The organism is Fontibacter flavus (genome assembly GCF_042432905.1).
Taxonomy (GTDB): domain Bacteria; phylum Bacteroidota; class Bacteroidia; order Cytophagales; family Cyclobacteriaceae; genus Fontibacter; species Fontibacter flavus.
On sequence record NZ_JBHLWI010000009.1, the window covers coordinates 73,871 to 95,437 of the forward strand.

Genomic DNA, 21,567 nt, shown 5'->3' on the forward strand with positions numbered 1-21,567 from the left:
ATACTAAAAAACTGAAAACTTTTTTGAAATGGCATCTTTTTTGGTGTATTTCGAACAAAATATGATTTAATTATGTGGAAGAAATTACTCTTTTTATTGGCAGTGGGAATGGTCATTTATTCCTGTGCAAAGGTTCCAATGAGTGGCAGAACCCAGCTTGCTTTAGTCGACAATGAAGAACTGCTTCCTTTGTCTTATCAGCAGTACAATGATGTCATCAAGGAAGGCAAAATTGTTACCAATACCACTGATGGTCAAATGGTCGTCAGGGTAGGGAGAAGGATAGCCGATGCAGTGGAAAAATATATGAGGGAGAATGGATATGAAAAAGAACTTCAGGGTTTTGCATGGGAGTTCAACTTAATCCAGGAAGATATTGTCAATGCTTGGTGTATGCCGGGAGGAAAAGTGGCTTTTTATACTGGAATCATTCCTATCTGTCAGGATGAGGCCGGTGTGGCAGTGGTCATGGGCCATGAAGTAGCGCACGCTATTGCCAATCATGGCCGTGAAAGGATGTCCAATGGCTTACTGTTAAATGGGCTATTGGGCGGAGCTCAGGCAGCGATGGGACAAAACCCAACCTTGACCCAAAGTATTTTCCTTCAGGCATTTGGTGTAGGAGGTCAGCTGGGCATGTTGAAATTTTCCAGAAGACATGAATTGGAAGCAGATCAGCTTGGTTTGAATTTTATGGCGATGGCAGGATATGATCCAAGAGTAGCACCTGCCTTTTGGGAAAGAATGAGTGCAGGAAGTGATGGAGCTGCGCCACCTGAGTTCTTGTCCACTCACCCAGGTCCTGGAAAGAGGAAGGAAGAGTTGCAAAAGCAAATGCCACAGGCTTTGGAATATTACGAAAGAAGTCAGAAAAGATAAGGTTGGATACTAAATAGTTTAGGATCTACAATAGATAAAAAAAGACAGCTAGGATTTTCTTAGCTGTCTTTTTTTAAGGATTTACCTTTGATTAAAGGCCCTTAATTTGACCTGAGTAAATTTCCTTTTGGTGTCGAGCGGAAAGTCGCCCTTCATCATCCAGTCGTAGTAAGAAGGTTCTTCTTTCAGTACAGCTTCGATGGTTTTGCCTTTGTGTTTTCCAAAATTGAAGCATTCTTCACCTTTTTCATTGAAGATAAACCTGCCGGCCAAATCCACCATTTTCTCATTGAGAATGCTGTGGATTTTTTTCATGTCATTTTCAAAGATTCCTAACTTGTTGCCCAAAAGATCTTCTGCTTCTTCCCCGTCGTATTTTTCAATTTGAGCTTTGAAAACTTCATAAGAGGCAATGGTGTCTGCTTCTGCACTGTGGGCGTTTTCCAGGGATTTTCCACAGTAGAATTTATAAGCGGCTGACAAATTCCTTTTTTCCATCATATGAAAAATTTTCTGGGAATCGAGGATATTTCTTTTTTCAATATCAAAATCGATTCCGGACCTGAGAAACTCTTCCACCAACAGAGGGATATCGAATTTCAAAACATTAAAACCGGCCAAATCAGCACCTGCCAAAAATTGATGCAGTTCTTTCGATATGTCCTTAAAAGTTGGCGCATCTTTTACATCAGCATCATAGATGCCATGAATAGCAGAGGTCTCCTTTGGAATTGGAATAGTGGGGTTGATCAGACTAGTTTTAATCTCCTCATTGCCGTCAGGGTAAACTTTCAGAATGGAAATTTCTACAATTCTGTCAATTGCAATATTGGTTCCGGTAGATTCAAGATCAAAAAAAGCAATGGGGGTTTTAAGTTTTAAATTCATTATCAGGATTTTTTGTTGATTTTAGATTGTAAAAGACTTAGATCCATGTCATCATAATTGCCTGAACTCATAAGTAGCAGATTGGTCTGCTTGTAATCCTGAGATTCCAGGAAATTTTTGAGTTTGCCAATTTCTGTAAAAAGCATCAGGTCATTTCTTTGAAAGGCATTTTGAAGCGTTTCTTCGTCCATAAGCTCCAGCTTTTTCAAAGATACGGCTTTTGGATTTAAATAAATAACGGCTACATCTGCTTGGTCAAAAGTGTTGGCATAGTTGTGCACAAAATTTTTGTTCAGCGAACTGTATGTATGCAACTCCTGAACCGCTATCAGCCGCCTTTCCGGGAATTGGGTTTTAACCGCTTCAACCGTCGCCTTCAGTTTGGATGGAGCATGTGCAAAGTCTCTGAACAGAATAGCGTCCTTTGACATTGCTAGGATTTCCTGTCTTTTGGCAGCTCCCTTAAAGCTTTGAATTGCCTGATAAAAGTCCTTTTCATCAAGGCCAAGGCTTTTACATACCTCAAGTGCTCCTTGCAGATTCTGAAGGTTATGATCCCCGAAGATGGTTACCGGTACCTTTTCATCAGATGTTTTCAGATAGGTTTTTCCTTCTTCGATTTCATAAGGATGGGCTTGATAAGGAATAAGCCTTACCCCATCTAAAGAACAGTTTTCACCTAATTCCTTTACATGTGGATCTGTTTTGCAATAAATAAATGTGCCTCCTTTTGGTGTCATATCCACCAATTGGCTAAACTGATCTTTATAATTTTCAAAAGTCGGGAATACATTGAAATGATCCCATGCAATTCCGCTCATCAACAAAATGTGATGATGATAATGGAAAAACTTAGGTCTTCTATCCAGTGGTGAAGTGAGGTATTCATCGCCTTCTATGATGATGACAGGTGCATCCGACAGCTTTACCATTAGATCAAACCCCTCGATCTGTGCCCCGACGAGATAATCAAAATCTTTATAATGGTACTTGAGTACATGTAAAATCATAGAAGTGATGGTTGTCTTTCCATGACTTCCTGAGATGACCACCCTTTTTTTATCCTTGCTTTGGTTGTATATAAACTCTGGAAAAGAGTAAACAGGTATGCCCAATTCCTTGGCTTTGATGAGTTCGGGGTTATCTATCCGGGCATGCATGCCCAAAATGATCCCATCTAAGTTTTGGTGTATTTTTTCTGGAAACCAACCTTTCTGTTCCGGTAATATCCCAGCTTTGAATAGTCGGCTTTTTGAAGGTTCATATATTTCATCATCAGAACCTGTTACTTTGTGACCTTTTTCTACCATGGAAAGAGCCAAATTATGCATAACGGCTCCACCTATGGCTATAAAATGATATTGTTTAGACATATCTTGCTCCAAGATTGTTAATAATAATCCCAAAGATATTCAAAACACAATTTTTACTTAAATTATTGCAGATAACTTTCAGGTTTCGTGATTTCAGTCTTGCGTCCCAATTCTTGAAAAGATAATTATTTTTAGAATTATTAAGGTTTGATTTTTGCTAGATAACAGTAAATCAATGCCTTGTCAGGCATTGTGGATATCTCGTGAATAAATTGTTCAAAAACTATTGGCCAAAGCCTGTACATTTGTTTCTATGGCAGAAAGTAAACCGAATAATCCAGGAAGAGTAACAGGTAGGAGAAAACCTGATCTTGGATCTCCATCAGGTATGGGTAAATTGCCCCCTCAGGCAATCGATTTGGAGGAAGCAGTATTAGGAGCTTTAATGCTTGAAAAAGATGCATTGACCACAGTTGTGGATATCCTTAAGCCCGAAAGTTTTTACAAAGAATCCCATAAAGCAATTTATGGGGCTATTTTGGATCTTTTTTCCGATAGTCAGCCGATTGATTTGTTGACGGTAACCAATCAATTGAGGAAGAAGGGACAGTTGGAGTTGGCCGGTGGTGCATTTTTCATTACCGAATTGACTTCAAAAGTATCTTCAGCAGCCAATATTGAGTTTCATGCCAGAATCATCACTGAACAGGCCATGAAGCGGGAGATGATCAGTATTGCTTCTGAAATCCAGCGTGATGCCTATGAAGAGACCACGGATGTGTTTGAATTACTCGATAAAATGGAGCAGTCACTTTTTGAGATATCCGAAAAAAATATCCGTAAAAACTATTCAGATATGCGTTCCATTATGAAAGAAGCCATTTTGGAACTGGAGTCCAAAAAGGGACAAAAAGATGGTCTTACCGGCGTTCCAAGTGGTTTTACGGCGCTGGACAGGGTTACATCAGGATGGCAGAAGTCTGACCTGGTTATTATTGCAGCCCGCCCTGCCATGGGTAAAACAGCATTTGTTTTGTCGGTTTTGAGAAATGCGGCAGTGGATCACGAAAAACCTGTGGCCATTTTCTCACTGGAAATGTCCTCTGTTCAGTTGGTGAACAGGTTGATATCTTCCGAAGCTGAATTGGATTCAGAGAAAATTAAAAAGGGAAATTTAGCAGAATATGAATGGGAGCAATTGGTTCATAAAACAGCAAAGCTTTCAAAAGCACCATTGTTTGTAGATGATACCCCTGCACTCTCAATTTTGGAATTGCGTGCAAAATGTAGGAAGCTTAAGGCTCAGCACGATATTCAGATGGTTGTAATCGATTACCTTCAGCTGATGTCAGGTGACTCCAAATCCGGTGGTGGTGGCAATAGGGAACAGGAAATTGCAAGTATTTCCAGGGCCTTGAAGAAAATCGCCAAGGAGCTCAGTATTCCGGTTATTGCCCTGTCCCAGCTATCCAGGGCAGTAGAGACAAGGGGAGGAGATAAGCGTCCTCAGTTGTCAGATTTGAGGGAATCCGGTGCCATTGAGCAGGATGCGGATATGGTAATGTTCCTTTACAGACCTGAATATTATGGGATTACTGAAGATGAAGAAGGCAATTCGACTATGGGAGTTGGCGAAGTAATTATTGCCAAGCACAGGAATGGTTCCCTTGAGAACGTGAAGCTCAGATTTATTGGTAAGTATACCAAGTTCACGGATTTAGAAATGAATATTCCTTACAAACCCCAGGATGCACTTTACGGAAGCAAGTTTCCTTCTGGAACTGGAGGACAGGGCTTTGAATCCGGGAATACCATCAGGCTTCAGAGTAAGGCGAACGGCAATGATTTTGATGATCCTTTCCCAGGTGGATTGGGCAGCAATGAGCCGGCTCCATTTTGATCAGTCTTTAGGATTATTTTGGAAAATCAAGGATGCTGGACTTTTGTGAAGGAAAGGGTCTAATTAAAAAGAACAATAATGAAAGCAGTCGTTTTAAATAGAGAAACTGAAAATAAAATAGAGTTGAAAGATCTGACCCTACAGGCTTTAGGGGAAGAAGAGGTAAGAATTCAGATCAAAGCGGCAGCCTTGAACCATCGGGATGAATGGGCAAGACAAGGGCTTTATCCAAACCTGAAGGATGGTGCAGTATTTGGTTCTGATGGTGCCGGTGTGGTAGTGGAAGTTGGTGAAAATGTAGACAAAGCTTGGATAGGTAAAGATGTCGTCATCAATCCTGCTATGGACTGGGGCAATGATCCAAAAGCCCAATCAAAAGCTTTTCACATTTTGGGTATTCCTTCAAATGGAACTTTGGCTGAATTCATTCAGGTCAAAGCAGATAGGATTCATCTAAAACCTTCCCATATGAGTTGGGAAGAAGCAGCAGCACTTCCCTTGGCGGGTTTGACAGCTTTCAGGGCTTTGATGGTACAGGGAAGACTACAGCCTGGAGAAAAGGTATTGGTTACTGGTTTTGGAGGCGGAGTTGCACAATTCGCAGCACAGTTTGCTTCGGCCCATGGAGCTGAAGTGTATGTCAGCAGCAGTTCAATGGAAAAAATTAAAAGTGCTATTTCCCATGGCATCAAAGCTGGATTTAATTACAGAGATGAGGATTGGGCTATGCAGGCAATTGGAGAAGTTGGTGGATTTGACCTGGTCATTGATAGTGCGATGGGCAGCACATTAGATAATTTGATTCAGGTTTTGAATCCTGGGGGCAGGTTGGTGTTTTATGGTGCGACCAAAGGTAACCCCATGGGTTTTAATGCAAGAAAAGTATATTGGAACCAATTGAGCATTATCGGAAGCACCATGGGGACTGATGAGGATTTTGAGCGGATGCTTGATTTTGTAATTACCAAAAAAATCACACCTGTTATCGATCAGGTTTTTGAACTGAATGATGCCTTGGAGGCTTTTGAAAGGATGAAGCAAGGCCTTCAATTAGGGAAAATAGTGATCAGGATATGAAAGAATTAGAATGTTTTCCGGTTCAGGTTTATGGACTTGATTTTGATTTTGCCAGAATCCCGAGCCTGAAAACATGATTTTTATCATTCTAGGTCATTTTCAAAAATAAAATTTTGATAACTGTTTTTGAGCTCCCTTAGTGTATTTGTTTCGTTTTTTTCATTTGCCAGCACTATTCCTTCTTCATAGACTTTTTTCGCCAATAGAATTTCTCCGTTCTCTGCAAAAAATGCAGCGGCGTGGTAATAGGTAGGGAGGTAACTTTTATGTTCATTCAGCAGTTTATGATATAAGGAAGCTGCTTTCTCCGGTTCATCAAACTGATATTCCAAAGCAAGGGCATACCAATTGAAGGGATTTTCAGGCTCTTGTTCTGCAAACGATTGTAACATCTCAATGCGGGACATTTTGCTCATAAATTCTTTTTTTAATTATAAGGCAATTACTAAATTCACGCAATTTAAAAAATAAATAACCTAAATATACATAGATGAAGATTCTTGTTTGTATTACACACGTACCGGATACCACATCCAAAATCCAGTTTACTGATAATAATACCAAGTTTGATAAGAATGGGGTACAGTTTATCATTGGACCATATGATGATTATGCACTTGCCAGAGCAGTGGAGTTGAAAGAGCAACTTGGTGCAAGTTTGACGGTATTGAATGTTGGGGAAGCTGATACAGAGCCAACTTTAAGAAAGGCATTGGCTATTGGCGCAGATGATGCGATCAGGGTTAATTCCTTTCCAAAAGATTCACTTTTTGTAGCCAGTCAGATTGCAGCTATCGCCAAAGAGCAAAATTATGATCTGATTTTGATGGGCAGAGAGTCAATTGACTTTAATGGTGGTATGGTTCATGGAATGGTAGGCGAAATGTTGGGCATTCCGTCTGTATCTCCTGTAATGAAGCTCGAAGTGGATGGTGATACCGTTAAAATGGCCAGAGAAATAGAAGGTGGTAAGGAGCAGGTCGAAGCGAAATTGCCTTTGGTCGCAGGTTGTCAGGAACCTATTGCAGAATGGAAAATCCCGAATATGAGAGGAATCATGTCTGCGAGAACCAAGCCGCTTCAAGTGTTAGAGCCAATTGGTGATGATTTGGCTACAGATGTCACTTCTTATCAATTGCCTCCTGCAAAAGGTGCTGTTAAGTTGGTAGATAAGGACAATGTGGAAGAATTGGTTAAGCTTTTGAAAAACGAAGCAAAGGTACTTTAATTATTAGTTTTTAATTCATCAAAAAGAAAGAGAAATGTCAGTATTAGTCTATATAGAACATGCGGATGGTTCCGTTAAAAAAACCAGTTTAGAGGCAGTGTCTTATGCCAAAGCCTTATCGGATAAGCTTTCCGCAGGCGACGTGATTGCGGTAGCTTTAGGAAGTATTGCTTCTGATGAGTTGGCGAAAGCCGGACATGCCGGTGCTTCCAAAGTAGTACATGTCAATGATGACAAATTGAACGCGGGTATTATTCAGGCGCATGCGGAAGCCGTGGCACAGGTTTATAAGCAATATGGAGCCCAAACCCTGGTTTTGGCCAAATCTTCCTTAGGAGATGCGGTGGCTGCGAGATTGGCGATTAAATTGGGTGCAGGTCTTGTTTCCAATGTTGTGGATCTACCGGATACCGCTTCAGGATATAAAGTGAAAAGAAGTATTTACACTGGAAAAGCCTTTGCTGAAACAGTAGTCAATACAGAACATAAGATTCTGGCAGTTAAGAAAAATGCTGTTGATTTGAAAACTGACGGTGCAGCTGCATCAGTTGAAACCTTAAGCTTGGATATTGCGGCGGATAATTTCTATGCCAAAATCCTTTCAACAGAAAAAGCTGAAGGTGATATTTTGTTGCCAGAGGCAGACATTGTTGTTTCAGGAGGTAGAGGTATGAAAGGACCTGAAAACTGGGGAATGATTGAAAGTTTGGCCAAAGAATTGGGAGCTGCTACAGGATGTTCTAAGCCGGTTTCTGATATTGGATGGAGACCACATCATGAGCACGTAGGACAAACAGGGGTAAAAGTTGCACCTACTTTGTACATAGCTGTTGGAATTTCGGGTGCTATTCAACATCTTGCGGGTGTGAATTCTTCAAAGTGCATAGTTGTGATCAACAAAGATGCTGAAGCACCATTTTTCAAGGCTGCTGATTACGGTATTGTTGGTGATGCATTTGAAGTTTTACCAAAATTAACGGAAGCTGTTAAAGCATTAAAATAAACAAAACCTGTGGATCAGACTGTTGAATTAGAAATTCTAGGATTATCTTCAAATCATTCCCAATCCGGCTCATTTACTTTGGTGATGGGTGAAGTGGGAGGGACCAGACGTTTACCGATTGTTATTGGGATGTTTGAGGCCCAGGCAATTGCCATTGAGATAGAAAAGATTATCCCCAACAGGCCAATGACCCACGATTTGTTCAAGTCTTTCGCCTCTTCATTTAATTACACCGTTGAGCATATTCTCATTTCCGACATGCGGGAGGGAGTTTATTATGCCAATATTATATGCAAAGCAGGATCAAAAAGGGTTGAGATTGATTCCAGACCTTCTGATGCCATTGCGATTGCTGTAAGATTTGATGCGCCGATTTATTGTACATCTAAAGTGATGTCTGAATTTGCCTCAGAGTATATTGAAGAAGAGGAAAGAAAAGAACATGATAAACCTGCCGCAGCTAAGAAACCTACGGCAGCTGCTTCGAAATCATCAGATTCTTTGAAGGATTATAGCCTGGACAAATTAAATCAACTCCTGGAAAAGGCCATCAATAATGAAGATTATGAAAAGGCAGCCAGGATAAGGGACGAAATCAACAGGAGGAACTAAAAAGATGAAAGCCTGGTACAAGCCAGGCTTTTCTTTTTTTCAATAATTACATTAAAATATAAGTAATCAGACTATACGATATTCTAAATGGACTATTTCAGAGGTTTAGTTGGGATCATTTTGCTTTTGGCTTTTGCCCTGATATTCTCGGCCAATAAAAAGAAAGTTGATTGGAGATTGGTGGGAATAGGCGTGACACTTCAGGCGATATTTGGGATTCTGATCACAAAAGTGGAGTTTGTTGCCAATGGCTTTGCCATGGTCAGTAGGGGATTCGTGAAGTTTTTGAGTTTTTCGGAAGCTGGAGCAACCTTTATTTTCGGGGACCTTGCTACCAATTCATTTGGTTTTATTTTTGCCTTCCAGGTATTGCCTACAATCATCTTCTTTTCTACTGTTTCTGCCGGATTATATTATCTGGGGGTATTGCAAAAGGTCGTTTTTGGGATTGCATGGGTAATGTCCAGAACAATGAGATTGTCAGGACCAGAGAGTTTATCTGCTGCCGGTAATATTTTCCTGGGTCAGACTGAAGCACCTTTATTAGTAAGACCCTTTATCCCTAGTATGTCCAGGTCGGAATTGATGTGTTTGATGACAGGTGGTATGGCAACGATCGCTGGAGGGGTTTTGGCCGGTTATGTCGCATTTTTGGGAGGTGATAGCCTTGAAGAGCAAAGTCGATTTGCTGCCTATCTATTAGGGGCGAGTATCATGAATGCACCTGCTGCTATTGTGATGTCCAAAATCATGATCCCTGAAATGGACAAAGAGGTGGTAAATGATAAATTGGAAGTAAGTGGAGAGGATATGGGTGTCAATTTGATTGACGCCATGTCCATAGGCGCTTCCGAAGGTTTGAAATTAGCACTAAACGTAGGTGGAATGTTGTTGGCCTTCATTGCAGTCATTGCAGCCCTCAATTTTATCCTTTCAGGTTTGATAGGTGAATATACTGGATTGAATGCTTTTGTCCTTTCTTCAACCGAAGGTCAGTTTTCGGGCTTTTCTCTGGAATATTTATTGGGACAGGTTTTTAGGCTTTTTGCATGGGTTATAGGTGTAGAATGGAGTGAAACGCTTCAGGTAGGTTCCTTACTGGGTCAGAAAACCGTGATCAATGAGTTTGTAGCTTATTTGAGTCTGGCAGATATGAAATCAGCAGAATCCCTTTCTCCAAAGTCGATTGTAATTGCGACTTATGCGTTGTGTGGGTTTTCTAATTTTAGCTCCATTGCCATTCAGGTTGGCGGAATTGGTAGTATTGCACCAAATCAACAGGGTAATCTCTCCAAATTAGGAATGAGGGCATTGTTGGCTGCTACTTTAGCCTGTTTGATGACCGCAACAATAGCCGGTGCCTTGGTGGAATAATGTATTTGGAAAGTAAAAAAATATTATAGTTTGGTCTGTGAAACCATGATTGACCAATCAATAAAAAATAAGTCCCGGAATTTCCGGGACTTATTTTTTATGCTTCATTGATGACGATTTTCTCAATTTTATCTCCTTGCTTGATCAGGTCAATTACTTCCAGTCCTTCCACAACTTTTCCAAAGCAGGTATGTCTTCTGTCCAAATGAGCAGTGTTATCTCTGCTATGGCAAATAAAAAACTGGGATCCACCTGTATTACGGCCTGCATGTGCCATTGAAAGTACGCCTCTGTCATGGTATTGGTTTTCACCATCCAGTTCACAGTCGATTTTGTAACCTGGTCCACCGGTTCCGTTTCCGATAGGGCACCCGCCTTGGATGACAAAATTAGGGATTACCCTATGGAAGGTTAGTCCATCATAGAAGCCTTTTTTGGCGAGACTGATAAAGTTTTCAACTGTTTTTGGAGCATCTTTCTCATAGAACTCCACTTTCATGAGTCCTTTTTCGGTATGTATTTCTGCTGTTCTCATAGATTTAATTTTTCCCAAAAGTACTAAATCCTTATTGTAGGATACAATCTGAGACATTTCTTTTGAGGTAAATTGAAAAAAAAAGGAGTGCACATGCACTCCTTAGTTATCTGGGTTTATATAATATTGAACAGGGATTTACCATTTTGGAGCTCCTGCAAGGATGTCCTCGGTGGCAAATTCTTTGTATTTTTCAAAATTCTGAATAAAGGCGGCGCCCAATTCTCTTGCTTTTCTGTCATAAGCATACTTATCTTCCCAAGTAGCCCTTGGAGAAAGTACTTCATCGGGGACATTAGGGCATGTCTCAGGAATAGCCACACCGAAAACACTGTGGGTTCTGTAAGCCACATGATCCAACTCTCCTTCCAGAGCCGCTGTAATCATGGCTCTTGTATATTTCAACTTCATTCTTGATCCGATGCCATAAGGGCCTCCTGTCCATCCTGTGTTGATAAGCCATACATTTACATGATGCTTTTCCATTTTTTCTCCAAACAGTTGCGCATATTTGGTTGGGTGAAGCGGTAAGAATGCAGCACCAAAACAAGCAGAGAAGGTTGTCTTTGGTTCTGTAACTCCAACTTCAGTTCCGGCTACTTTAGCAGTGTATCCTGAAATGAAATGGTACATTGCCTGGCTCTTGTTCAGTTTAGAAATAGGGGGGATTACTCCAAAAGCATCTGCCGTGAGGAAGAAGATATTTTTAGGGATTCCTGCCTGAGAAGGGATTAGTGCATTTTTGATATGCTCTATAGGATAGGAAGTTCTGGTGTTTTCAGTCACTTCACTGTTTTCATAATCTACTGTTCTCGTTCCCTTGTAAAATCTTGTATTTTCAACAATTGCCCCAAATTTGATGGCATCCCAGATTTCAGGTTCTTTTTCCCTGCTCAGGTCAATTACCTTAGCATAGCATCCTCCTTCAAAATTGAAAACAGAATCTTCATTCCATCCATGCTCATCATCACCAATCAATGCTCTTTTCGGATCAGCTGAAAGGGTTGTCTTTCCAGTGCCAGAAAGTCCGAAGAATACTGCTGTATCACCTTCTTTTCCTTTGTTGGCAGAGCAATGCATAGAGAGTACCCCATGTTCGTGAGGAAGGATGTAATTCAATACAGAGAAAATACCCTTTTTCATTTCACCTGCATAAGCGGTTCCACCTATTAAGAGAATTTTTTTACTCAGGTTGATGACAGCAAAATTAGACTGCCTTGTACCATCTGTTTCGGGATTGGCTTTGAATTCCGGAGCACAGATGATCGTAAAATCAGATTCGAAATTTTTCAGCTCATCCTGTGATGGTCTAAGGAACATGTTCAAGCAGAACATGTTATGCCAGGCAAGAGTATTGACGATTTTAAGTTTAAGCCTATACTTCTCATCAGCCCCCGCATACGCTTCCCTTACGTAGAGCTGTTTATCCTGTAAAAAATCAACCATTTTATTGTAAAGGAGATCAAATTTTGCCTCCTCAAATGGAATGTTGACATCTCCCCACCAAATGGTGTCTTTTGTTTGGTTGTCTTTGACGATGAACCTGTCCTTCGGAGATCTACCGGTAAATTCACCGGTGTCTGCCATAAGGGCTCCTACATCTGTCAAAACACCTTCTTTGTTGTTAATGGCATGCTCTACTAATTCAGCAGGGCTAAGGTTCCAATAAACCTTTTTGCTGGTCTCAATGCCCAAATCGGCTAAGCTTTTATGATGGGCTTTGATTTCGAGGTCTAGCATAAGCGTAAGATTTGTATTTGGGTTTATATTTTAGGTCAAAGATAGATAATTCCGAAATTGATAAACAATTAAAAAGGGCTTTTTTTTGCTTTTCAATCGATTTCGAAGCTTTTATACGCTAATTAAGTATATATATTTATTTTCTACTTGTGGCCCAATCAAAGTATTGTGAAAAATAAAAAAATGAATATTATCATCCCGAAATAGCCTTTCTATATTTATTATAAGAATTTAGAAAATTAACTTATCATTGTAATTGCAACCGCATCACTTATTCAATAAATAGCAAAAGAATTGGAAAATAGCAGCAAAAACATCTCAGCAGGTTTGGGTTCGGATTTATTTCCCGGCCCAACAATATTTGGTCATCCAAAAGGGTTAATGACATTATTTTTTACAGAAATGTGGGAAAGATTCAGTTATTATGGCATGAGAGCCCTTTTGATACTTTTTATGACAACGGCCGTTGTCGAGGGTGGATTAGGGTTTGACGACAAAACTTCAGGCGCTATCTATGGTCTTTACACTATGGGCGTTTATTTATTGGCTTTGCCTGGAGGTTGGTTTGCCGATCGCTTATTCGGTTTGAAAAAATCTGTTTGGTATGGAGGAATTATCATTGCGCTGGGGCACTTTACCATGGCGCTTCCGGGGATTTTCAATTTACTTGGAGCTAGCCTTGAGGTAAAAGATAGTCTGAGCGCTTTGGATACCAATTCCTTTTTTATGGGTTTGATATTGATTGTACTGGGAACAGGCCTCTTGAAGCCAAATATCAGCTCTATTGTAGGGCAACTTTATCCTGCCGGAAGTTCTAAAAGGGATGCCGGTTTTTCCATATTTTATATGGGAATCAATATTGGCGCTTTGATTGCTCCAATTGCCTGTAGTACTATGGCTACATTTGATTGGCACTTAGGGTTCGGGCTTGCTGGCTTGGGGATGATTTTTGGTCTGGTACAATACAAAATGACCAGTAAAAGCCTTGAAGGTTATGGAGAAGAGGTTCCTGTGTTGACTGAAGAGGATGTTCAGGAAAGGGAAAAACTCAAAAAGATCCTTTTGGGAATCGGCACCATATTCCTTTTGGTACTTGCTGTCTTGTTTTTAGGTTATATTCCGGTCAATGTATCTGCACTTGCAGGTGCTTCTGGCACCATCATAGCAGTTGTCGCTTTCGTCTATTTAGGCTATGTCATCTTATTTGGAGGTTTGACTTCAGATGATAGAAAGAAGGTTGGGGTAATTGCGATCTTATTCCTGTTTTCAGCGTTGTTTTGGTCTGGATTCGAACAGGCTGGATCAACTTTGAATCTATTTGCGGAAAGATTTACAAACAGGAGTTTTCTGGGTATGGAAATACCTGCAGGGTACTTTCAGTCCATCAATTCCATGTTTATTATCATTTTCGCACCATTTTTTGGTGCCCTATGGGTATGGTTAGGAAGAAGGAACCTTGAGCCAAGTTCTCCATTAAAATTTGCTATGGGGCTCTTATTACTGGGGCTAGGTTTTTTGGTCATGTACTTTGCCGCCAAAATTGCGGCATCAGGTGATCTTGCAGCTCCTACCTGGTTAATTTTTACCTATATGCTGCATACTTTTGGGGAACTGAGTTTAAGTCCAGTTGGACTGAGCTTGGTGACCAAACTGGCTCCTGCAAAATATGGAGGCCAAATGATGGGTATTTGGTTCCTTTCCGTTTCGTTGGGGAATCTGTTTGCGGGATTGATTGCAGGGGAGGCAAGTGGTGGTACAGAAGAGGCTTTGGCTCAAATGCCTGATCAGTACTGGATGATCGTTATGACAGCAGTAGGAGGAGGGTTACTCTTGTTATTACTTAGCAAGCCTATTAGAAAACTGATGGGGAATGTTCACTAATAAAAAAAGAGGTCTAAAAAAGACCTCTTTTTTTATTTATTATCTTTTGACTCCTTAGGTGGGGTAGTATTTCTTAAATCGACGGCACTCAATCCAGCACCTAATCCGATAAGAACGCAAAGAATCAAAAGGAACAATTGAGCTCCTGATGCAATTGGAGCACTGAAGATTTCTAATAATGTCATATCAATGAGTTTTTGAGTACCGCTTAAATTTTCCGAAATATAGCTCAGAACTTTATTCGTTCAAAGAAGAGCATAAAAAAAAGCAGGTTAATCCAAGATGCACCTGCTTTTTGACTTAGTTTTAATCAATTTCGTCGTCGAAGTCCTCAAAGTCTTCATCCTCGAAATCATCATCAAAATCGTCTTCCTCGAAGTCTATGAGGTTGTCGTCAATTAATTCGCTGTCTTCATCCAAATCGTAAACTTCATCCTGAAATTCGTCAGCAAATTCATCTTCTTCCTCGAAGTCTTCGAATTCATCAAAATCGTCGTCAAAGTCCTCCATAGCGTGATTTAAATTAATGGTGCAAATATATCAATTGGATTATTTAATGCTAAATACGATAAAATATATCTTTATGCCAATACCTTTTCCCCTAAATTTTTTTGCTTTTTTTCTTCAATTTTTACGGTAACATTGCTGAGCCATTCATTTTCAAGTATTAGGACCCAGGTTTCTAAATAAAGGATGACATCAGCTTTGTTGTTTTTTTCTAATTGGTGCCTTTTTGGGATAGGAATATGCTTAAGTATTTTTGGGTCTGAGAGTTTTTCAAGGTGCTTTAGCTCTTCTATATTCAGTCCAGCCTCGATCATTTTACTGATCATCAAATCCATTGGATAGCCTGAGGTCGGGCAATATTCAATAAGCTGATCATTCCAGTCCCCATGTTTTTCCATAGCATATCTATGGATATCAGCCTTAGATAAATTGGTTATTTCCTGGGCCAGGTTTCCGCAATTACAAGCCCCCATATGGCCCCATTGGTAAGGGGCATTGTTTTTCAGTTTAGAAATAGTCCTTCTAAAAGCAGAAATCAACTCCGCTGATACTCTAGCCATATTATTTCATTAATTGGTTACAGGTAAATAACTTGAAAAAGATGATCCTGTTTGATCAAAATCAGAAAAATTTTAAAGAAAAAAGACCATCAATTGAAGATGGTCTTGATATATTTTTTCACCAAAGGTTTGGAAAGGTATTTTTTCACCATCCCATATTTATTGGCTTTACTGATATCCCTTTCATCTACAGAGCTACTCAAGATATATACCTCCGGATTACTGCTTTTAGGGCTGAATGCTTCTAAAAAATCCCAACCAGTCATTTCAGGCATATTGAGGTCCAAAAACAAATAGTTGGGGTTGATTGCAGGCAGATCTTTCAAAGCCAGTACGGCATTGCTATACTTAAATATCTCAAAAGGCACCTTGATATTCTTGGAAATCAGCTTTTCCGTGACAAAGGTGCTGATGGGATCATCATCTATAAGGACTATTTTTATCATTCAAATACAAAATAAGCGATTTGAAATACACTTGTGTTAATGCAAATGTAATGATTTGTTAACGAAAAACAATATTTCAAACCATTTATTTTGTATTTCAAACCTATTTTTTTGGCGTAAATTTTTCCATACCTATCATAAGGTGATAGAATAGTACAAAATCCGAAGCCAGACTATAAAAAGGGTATTTGAAGGTAGCAGGTTTATTTTTTTCAAAGAAAAAATGCCCTACCCATGCAAAACCATAGCCCACTAATGGAATCAGGAACAAAATCCAATAATTGGAGAGATATATTGCGGCTGCCAGGATTAAGAAGAGTAAGGCTGTTCCAATGAAATGTAACCTTCTGCTTGTCGGATGTTGGTGTTCGGAAAGGTAATACGGGTAAAACTCTTTTAGACTTTTGAAATCCTTTGACATCTTTTGTTTGGGTTAAGGGTTGATCTGATTGAGGTGTAATTGATAAGTTTCTATGATTTTCTGGACTGATTTTATAACTTTCTTTTGTTTTTCCTTTTCATTGTAAACTTCCGAAACGGCCGTTAAGCGCATAAGCATTTTATCATTTTTCGGATCAATAAAGTCTACAATCACTTGAAGCAGTTCATAGTTTTTGGTGGAGTTCATTTGTTGCCTTTGCATAAATCTGGGATCAAATAAGAATGGATCCCATGCCCGCCACCCCCAAAAAGGATATTGATTGGGGTAAATTTCTTTTTGTCTCACATCTTCATTAGAAGTATACCTGATGATCAGTTCAGGTTTTTCTCTGTTGTATTTTAGCCCTAGAGATTCTAATCGATATTGAATTTCATCAATAACTTTTGCATCCAAAAGCTCGTCATTGAAACCTTTTTGTCCTACTTCCTTATTGATGATCACAAAGCTCTGATAATTGACATAAGGCTTAAACTCTGTATTTTCTTTGAAAATTTCAATGGAGCTGCATCCGGCGACTATGAATGAAATCAATAGGGTTAAGGATATAATAGTTGACTTGTTCATCTTTGGGCAAATATTCGTTTTCGATAGTGACTAATCTTTTAACGGCATCGATTGGAGGTTTGGTTTTTGTTTCTGGAAATGTGGATTTAATTCTACAATCTTTCGCATGAACCAATTATTTTCTTTAAATTTTACTAAAAATATCAGAGCTATGAAAAAATTATTTACGATTTGTTTATTCTTTTTGTCAACAGCTGTCTTTGCACAAAATGAAGAAGCTGTAGAAAATGCTCAAGAAGCGCACGAAGAAGTTAAACTTTGGGATTCGGATTTAAGTGTTGGGTTGAATTTTAATCAAGCGTCATTTAGTGGAAACTGGAGATCGGGAGGTGTCAATTCTATAGCCTTTGGATCTATTTTAACCGGTAAAGCCAATTATACCAAGGATAAGTTTTCTTGGGATAATCAGTTGGAAATGATCTATGGGATTGTTAAAAATGATGGACAGGGGGTGCGAAAGTCCAATGACAGGATATTCCTGGACTCAAAAGTAGGTTATCAAGTGTCTGATCATTGGAGTTACTTTGGAGCGGTAAACTTCATTACTCAATTTACCGATGGCTATGATTATAGTCAGGATGAAAGAGTTTTGATTTCCGGTTTTTTCTCTCCGGCATTTTTGACAACAGGCATCGGTATGGAGTACAAGCCAAATGATGCGTTTGCCCTACGTATTGCACCGATTTCACCAAGATTTACATTCGTTACCAATCCGGCAATCGCGGAAAATGTTCCTACCAATTATGGAGTCCCTTTAGGTCAAAAAGTTAGAACAGAATGGTTGGCCTTCCAGTTGTTTATGACTTACAATAAACAGATCAATGAAAATTTGGCCATCAATACCAGGTACCAAATGTTTGCCAATTATGAAACTTTGGCTTTCAAAACCATTGACCACAGGTTGGATGTGACGATGATAGCGAAAATGACCAAGTTTATTGATGTGACTTTTACCAGCATCAATGTGTATGATATTGATATGGATCCAGGAATTCAGTTTAGCCAGGCATTGGCATTGGGGATTGTTTACAAAGTGAGTAATAAAAAGTAGGTAAGTGGGGATGAATTTTTGAAATTATTTTGAATTTTATTTTTAAGTGTTATTTTTGTTTCAATTGTGGTAGTTAAATAATAGTTGGTTTAGTTTTCATATAAAGGGCAGGGGATTTTCTCCTGCTTTTTTATTTACAAAAAAAATGCAGTCCAGATTGGACTGCAAAAAATAAAGTTCACGGTTTAATTCTGGGGTTACTTTTTGGTTTTAAGTATGCTGAATACCGGGAAATCTGCCATAGCAATCAGGTTTTCTGTAATACTTGGAGAGAAATACTGCATCAGATCAGATTTACCGAAGGTAATGACTGCTACACCGTCTGCTTTAATTTTTTCAGCAAACTGAATAATCCCTCTTTCTTCCTTGAAGGCATCAATGATATGGATTTCATGGTTGTAGGTGCCAAATTCCTTCAGAAATTCCTTGCCAATGCTGAGGATGTCATTGGTTTCCATAAAGTAAGTTGGGGTGTTGACGAATAGGACTTTAAGTTTGACACCTAAAGATTCCGCCATTTTTTCAACTGCCTTGAAAGATTCCCCAGTTTCTTCCTTGAAGTTGGTTGCAAAAACCAAGGTGTTCAAGTTCATCTTTTTGTTGTTTTCTTTGATGACTACAACCGGCACTGAAGATCGCCTCAACACACCATAAGTATTGCTGCCCAACATATGCTCTCTAAAGCCATAAGTGCCATGTGAACCCATTACTATCATGTCGATATGCTCATCTTCGACGAACTTATGTATTTTTTTATTGCCATCGTTGTACACCAGGATTTTTCTGGCACTAATGCCTAGCTCTTCAGCATCCTTGATCAATTCTTTTAGGTTGGCTTTTGCCTCTGCGATTGCTGATTGGGTTTCAGGAAAGAAATTCTCTTGTTCTTTGGTTAATTTTGACCAATCGATAGGAGTATTGATGATATGTAAAAACACCAGTTCTGCGTCCATCTTTTTTGCCAGATACATGGCATATTTTTCCGCACTCTTAGCACATGCTGAAAAATCGGTAGGAATTAATATTTTTTTCATGACTTAAGGGGTTTGGTTTCTTAGTTACATGATAAAATTACCATTCAAAAAGTAGATTTTCCCTATTCGAAATCAGTGAAAAATATGATAAAGATCAGTTTTTCAGTTTGTTGTGTCAAGATTTGATAGATATATGGAGCTTTTTTAGTAAATAAACAAAATTTTAAGTTTAACTTAATTCCTATATTTATTAATACCTGCCCGATGCCGATGGGTTAGATACTGATAGATATTGATTCTAAACAATTCATAATCCTAAGAATTGAGACTACAGGCAGAGAAGCGTATAAACACAATGATGGTAGGTGTGTAAATACAAAAAGCCTTTTGCAGTCGCAAAAGGCTTTTGTACACCCGGAAGGATTCGAACCCTCAACCCTCGGAGCCGAAATCCGATATTCTATCCAGTTGAACTACGGGTGCTACTTTGATATATCTTATCTTTTAGGAGATGGCAGCTCTTACTTTCTCAGCTGCTTCTTTCAAGGTGATAGCAGAAGAAACTTTCAGTCCTGACTCATCGATGATTCTGGCACCTTCTTCAGCATTGGTTCCCTGAAGTCTGACAATGATAGGTACTGGAATATCTCCGATTGATTTGTAAGCTTCCACTACGCCATTGGCAATTCTGTCACACCTTACGATACCACCAAATACGTTGATCAGGATAGCTTTTACGTTAGGGTCCTGAAGAATGATTCTAAATCCAGCTTCAACAGTAGTAGCATTGGCACCACCACCTACATCAAGGAAGTTGGCAGGTTCACCACCGGATAATTTGATCATATCCATGGTCGCCATTGCAAGGCCGGCACCGTTTACCATACAGCCAACGTTTCCGTCAAGCTTCACATAGTTCAGGTCAGATTTTCCAGCTTCAACTTCCAATGGGTCTTCTTCAGCCAAATCTCTCAATTCAGCAAGGTCTTTATGTCTGTAAAGAGCATTGTCATCAAGGTTTACTTTGGCATCTACGGCAAGAATTTTGTCGTCGGATGTTTTCAAAACCGGGTTGATTTCAAACTGGGAAGCATCAGAGCCGATGTAAGCATTATAAAGTGCAGAAATGAATTTTACCATTTCTTTAAATGCATTGCCTTCCAAACCAAGTTTGAAAGCCACTTTTCTTGCCTGGAATCCTTGAAGACCTACTTTTGGGTCTACCCATTCTTTGATGATTTTCTCTGGATGCTTTTCAGCCACTTCTTCGATATCCATTCCACCTTCTGTAGAAGCCATGATGACATTGCATCCTTTGGCTCTGTCCAACAAAATGGAAAGGTAATATTCCTTAGGTTCGGAAGCACCCGGATAGTATACATCCTCAGCTACCAACACTTTATTCACTTTTTTACCCTCAGCACCTGTCTGGATAGTCACCAAGGTTCCTCCAAGGATGTTTTTTGCTTTTTCCTGTACGTCATCAATGTTTTTGGCCAAAACCACTCCATTAGAGTCAGTTTCTTGGATTTTGCCTTTTCCTCTACCACCTGCGTGGATTTGGGCTTTGATCACATACCAGGAAGTTCCGGTTTCTGCATGTAGTTTTTTTGCTGCTTTCAATGCACTCTCTGGACTGTCTGCGACGATTCCTTCCTGAATACGTACACCGTAGCTTTTCAAAAGTTCTTTTGCTTGATATTCGTGTATATTCATCCTTGTGAAAATTTTTGCCCGAAGTTAAGGGCTACTAATTGATTTTTCAAGTTAACCTTTGCTCTTTTTGGGAAATAAATGCCATTTTTGAAGCTTATTATAGATCAGCTTTAATTTCCAACCAAACCGATACACCAGGATGCTTCAAGCAAAAGGAATACAAAAATTTTACGGAGACCTTCATGTTCTTAAAGGGGTGGATGTGGAAATATTTGATAATGAAGTGGTTTCGATCGTTGGTGCTTCAGGTGCAGGCAAGAGTACACTCTTACATATCTTGGGAACTTTGGATCAGGTGGATCAGGGAGAGGTATGGATAGGGGATACGATGGTCTCCAAACTAAAGGGAGATAAATTGGCGGATTTCAGGAACAGTCAGATTGGTTTTATTTTTCAGTTTCATAATTTACTTCCTGAATTTACCGCAGAGGAAAATATTATGATTCCAGGATTGATTGCTGGAAAAAGCGAATTTGCCCTGAAGCAAAGGGCAAAGGAGCTGGCTGAACTTTTGGATTTTTCAGACAGGCTTGATCATAAGCCTTCTGAGATGTCAGGGGGGGAGCAGCAAAGGGTGGCTGTTGCCCGGGCTTTGATCAATAATCCTAAAATTGTTTTTGCTGATGAACCCAGTGGAAATCTGGATTCCCAAAATGCCCAAGCCTTACACGAGTTGTTTTTTAAACTAAGGGATGAATTTGGACAGACTTTTGTCATAGTCACCCACAATCAGGAACTCGCAAGGATGGCAGACAGAATGTTGACCATGCAGGATGGGAAAATCATTCAGGTGTAATTCTCAAAATAGGTATATCCGGAATTGCAGCACTATTCAATTTGGGTACATTTTAAATCACCTTTTTCAAAGTTGATAGCA

General features: G+C 39.5%; 23 protein-coding genes and 1 tRNA gene. 10 read left to right on the plus strand and 14 right to left on the minus strand.

Annotated elements, in window-relative coordinates; translation table 11 throughout:
• Positions 1-72 precede the first annotated feature (72 nt).
• On the plus strand, positions 73-879 hold the full coding sequence (locus ACFFIP_RS04905) for a M48 family metallopeptidase (RefSeq protein WP_382386456.1): 807 nt from the start codon (positions 73-75) through the stop codon (positions 877-879).
• 81 nt (positions 880-960) lie between these two features.
• Here ACFFIP_RS04905 and ACFFIP_RS04910 read toward each other — a convergent pair whose 3' ends face one another.
• Positions 961-1,767, minus strand: a complete 807-nt coding sequence (locus ACFFIP_RS04910) for an exonuclease domain-containing protein (RefSeq protein WP_382386457.1) — start codon at positions 1,765-1,767, stop codon at positions 961-963.
• Between the two features lie 2 nt (positions 1,768-1,769).
• Positions 1,770-3,140 carry a UDP-N-acetylmuramate--L-alanine ligase gene (locus tag ACFFIP_RS04915; protein WP_382386458.1) on the minus strand — a complete coding sequence of 457 codons (1,371 nt, stop codon included), beginning with the start codon at positions 3,138-3,140 and terminating at the stop codon, positions 1,770-1,772.
• Between the two features lie 253 nt (positions 3,141-3,393).
• On the opposite strand from ACFFIP_RS04915, the gene dnaB reads away from it, so the two are divergent.
• Together dnaB and ACFFIP_RS04925 are read left to right on the plus strand one after the other, a co-directional pair.
• Positions 3,394-4,980: a replicative DNA helicase gene (dnaB, locus tag ACFFIP_RS04920; protein WP_382386459.1), complete on the plus strand. Its 1,587-nt coding sequence runs from the start codon at positions 3,394-3,396 to the stop codon at positions 4,978-4,980.
• A gap of 78 nt (positions 4,981-5,058) precedes the next feature.
• On the plus strand, positions 5,059-6,057 hold the full coding sequence (locus ACFFIP_RS04925; protein WP_382386460.1) for a zinc-binding dehydrogenase: 999 nt from the start codon (positions 5,059-5,061) through the stop codon (positions 6,055-6,057).
• An 83-nt stretch (positions 6,058-6,140) separates the two neighbouring features.
• On the opposite strand, the gene ACFFIP_RS04930 is transcribed toward ACFFIP_RS04925, so the two are convergent.
• Complete coding sequence (locus ACFFIP_RS04930; RefSeq protein ID WP_382386461.1) at positions 6,141-6,473, minus strand: tetratricopeptide repeat protein; 333 nt, start codon at positions 6,471-6,473, stop codon at positions 6,141-6,143.
• 74 nt (positions 6,474-6,547) lie between these two features.
• Here ACFFIP_RS04930 and ACFFIP_RS04935 point away from each other — a divergent pair, with 74 nt between their 5' ends.
• From ACFFIP_RS04935 to ACFFIP_RS04950, 4 genes are all read left to right on the plus strand, one after another.
• Positions 6,548-7,285, plus strand: a complete 738-nt coding sequence (locus ACFFIP_RS04935) for an electron transfer flavoprotein subunit beta/FixA family protein (RefSeq protein WP_382386462.1) — start codon at positions 6,548-6,550, stop codon at positions 7,283-7,285.
• A gap of 34 nt (positions 7,286-7,319) precedes the next feature.
• A complete protein-coding gene (locus ACFFIP_RS04940; RefSeq protein WP_382386463.1) occupies positions 7,320-8,288 on the plus strand; it encodes an electron transfer flavoprotein subunit alpha/FixB family protein in 969 nt (322 codons plus the stop codon).
• Between the two features lie 9 nt (positions 8,289-8,297).
• Entirely contained in the window at positions 8,298-8,900 is a 603-nt protein-coding gene (locus ACFFIP_RS04945; protein ID WP_382386464.1) for a bifunctional nuclease family protein, read from the plus strand.
• 87 nt (positions 8,901-8,987) lie between these two features.
• A complete protein-coding gene (locus ACFFIP_RS04950) occupies positions 8,988-10,274 on the plus strand; it encodes a NupC/NupG family nucleoside CNT transporter (RefSeq protein ID WP_382386465.1) in 1,287 nt (428 codons plus the stop codon).
• A gap of 97 nt (positions 10,275-10,371) precedes the next feature.
• Here ACFFIP_RS04950 and ACFFIP_RS04955 read toward each other — a convergent pair whose 3' ends face one another.
• Entirely contained in the window at positions 10,372-10,809 is a 438-nt protein-coding gene (locus ACFFIP_RS04955; protein ID WP_382386466.1) for a peptidylprolyl isomerase, read from the minus strand.
• A 138-nt stretch (positions 10,810-10,947) separates the two neighbouring features.
• Complete coding sequence (gene pckA, locus ACFFIP_RS04960) at positions 10,948-12,549, minus strand: phosphoenolpyruvate carboxykinase (ATP) (protein WP_382386467.1); 1,602 nt, start codon at positions 12,547-12,549, stop codon at positions 10,948-10,950.
• Between the two features lie 381 nt (positions 12,550-12,930).
• Between pckA and ACFFIP_RS04965 the strand changes: the two genes are divergently transcribed.
• Positions 12,931-14,430, plus strand: a complete 1,500-nt coding sequence (locus tag ACFFIP_RS04965; protein ID WP_382386622.1) for a peptide MFS transporter — start codon at positions 12,931-12,933, stop codon at positions 14,428-14,430.
• Between the two features lie 32 nt (positions 14,431-14,462).
• Here the strand turns inward: ACFFIP_RS04965 and ACFFIP_RS04970 are convergent, their stop codons facing one another.
• The 6 genes from ACFFIP_RS04970 to ACFFIP_RS04995 all read right to left on the minus strand — a co-directional run bounded on the left by ACFFIP_RS04970 (position 14,463) and on the right by ACFFIP_RS04995 (position 16,949).
• Complete coding sequence (locus ACFFIP_RS04970; RefSeq protein ID WP_382386468.1) at positions 14,463-14,615, minus strand: hypothetical protein; 153 nt, start codon at positions 14,613-14,615, stop codon at positions 14,463-14,465.
• Positions 14,616-14,736: 121 nt separating this feature from the next.
• The gene (locus ACFFIP_RS04975) at positions 14,737-14,940 is read right to left on the minus strand and encodes a hypothetical protein (RefSeq protein ID WP_382386469.1); all 204 of its coding nucleotides are present in this window, start codon (positions 14,938-14,940) and stop codon (positions 14,737-14,739) included.
• A 71-nt stretch (positions 14,941-15,011) separates the two neighbouring features.
• Positions 15,012-15,497: a hypothetical protein gene (locus tag ACFFIP_RS04980; protein ID WP_382386470.1), complete on the minus strand. Its 486-nt coding sequence runs from the start codon at positions 15,495-15,497 to the stop codon at positions 15,012-15,014.
• A gap of 89 nt (positions 15,498-15,586) precedes the next feature.
• Positions 15,587-15,943 (minus strand): response regulator, encoded by a 357-nt coding sequence (locus ACFFIP_RS04985; RefSeq protein WP_382386471.1) that lies wholly within the window; start codon positions 15,941-15,943, stop codon positions 15,587-15,589.
• Positions 15,944-16,046: 103 nt separating this feature from the next.
• A complete protein-coding gene (locus ACFFIP_RS04990) occupies positions 16,047-16,364 on the minus strand; it encodes an Mpo1-like protein (RefSeq protein WP_382386472.1) in 318 nt (105 codons plus the stop codon).
• Positions 16,365-16,376: 12 nt separating this feature from the next.
• Positions 16,377-16,949, minus strand: a complete 573-nt coding sequence (locus ACFFIP_RS04995) for a DUF4136 domain-containing protein (RefSeq protein ID WP_382386473.1) — start codon at positions 16,947-16,949, stop codon at positions 16,377-16,379.
• A 151-nt stretch (positions 16,950-17,100) separates the two neighbouring features.
• On the opposite strand from ACFFIP_RS04995, the gene ACFFIP_RS05000 reads away from it, so the two are divergent.
• Positions 17,101-18,000 (plus strand): DUF3078 domain-containing protein, encoded by a 900-nt coding sequence (locus tag ACFFIP_RS05000; RefSeq protein WP_382386474.1) that lies wholly within the window; start codon positions 17,101-17,103, stop codon positions 17,998-18,000.
• Positions 18,001-18,197: 197 nt separating this feature from the next.
• On the opposite strand, the gene ACFFIP_RS05005 is transcribed toward ACFFIP_RS05000, so the two are convergent.
• The 3 genes from ACFFIP_RS05005 to sucC form a co-directional block, all read right to left on the minus strand.
• Positions 18,198-19,034, minus strand: coding sequence for a universal stress protein (locus tag ACFFIP_RS05005; protein ID WP_382386475.1), 837 nt, complete (start codon positions 19,032-19,034; stop codon positions 18,198-18,200).
• A 349-nt stretch (positions 19,035-19,383) separates the two neighbouring features.
• Positions 19,384-19,457 (minus strand) — tRNA-Arg (locus tag ACFFIP_RS05010).
• Positions 19,458-19,478: 21 nt separating this feature from the next.
• Entirely contained in the window at positions 19,479-20,690 is a 1,212-nt protein-coding gene (sucC, locus tag ACFFIP_RS05015) for an ADP-forming succinate--CoA ligase subunit beta (protein ID WP_382386476.1), read from the minus strand.
• 139 nt (positions 20,691-20,829) lie between these two features.
• Here sucC and ACFFIP_RS05020 point away from each other — a divergent pair, with 139 nt between their 5' ends.
• Entirely contained in the window at positions 20,830-21,486 is a 657-nt protein-coding gene (locus ACFFIP_RS05020) for an ABC transporter ATP-binding protein (protein ID WP_382386477.1), read from the plus strand.
• The last annotated feature ends 81 nt before the right edge of the window (positions 21,487-21,567 follow it).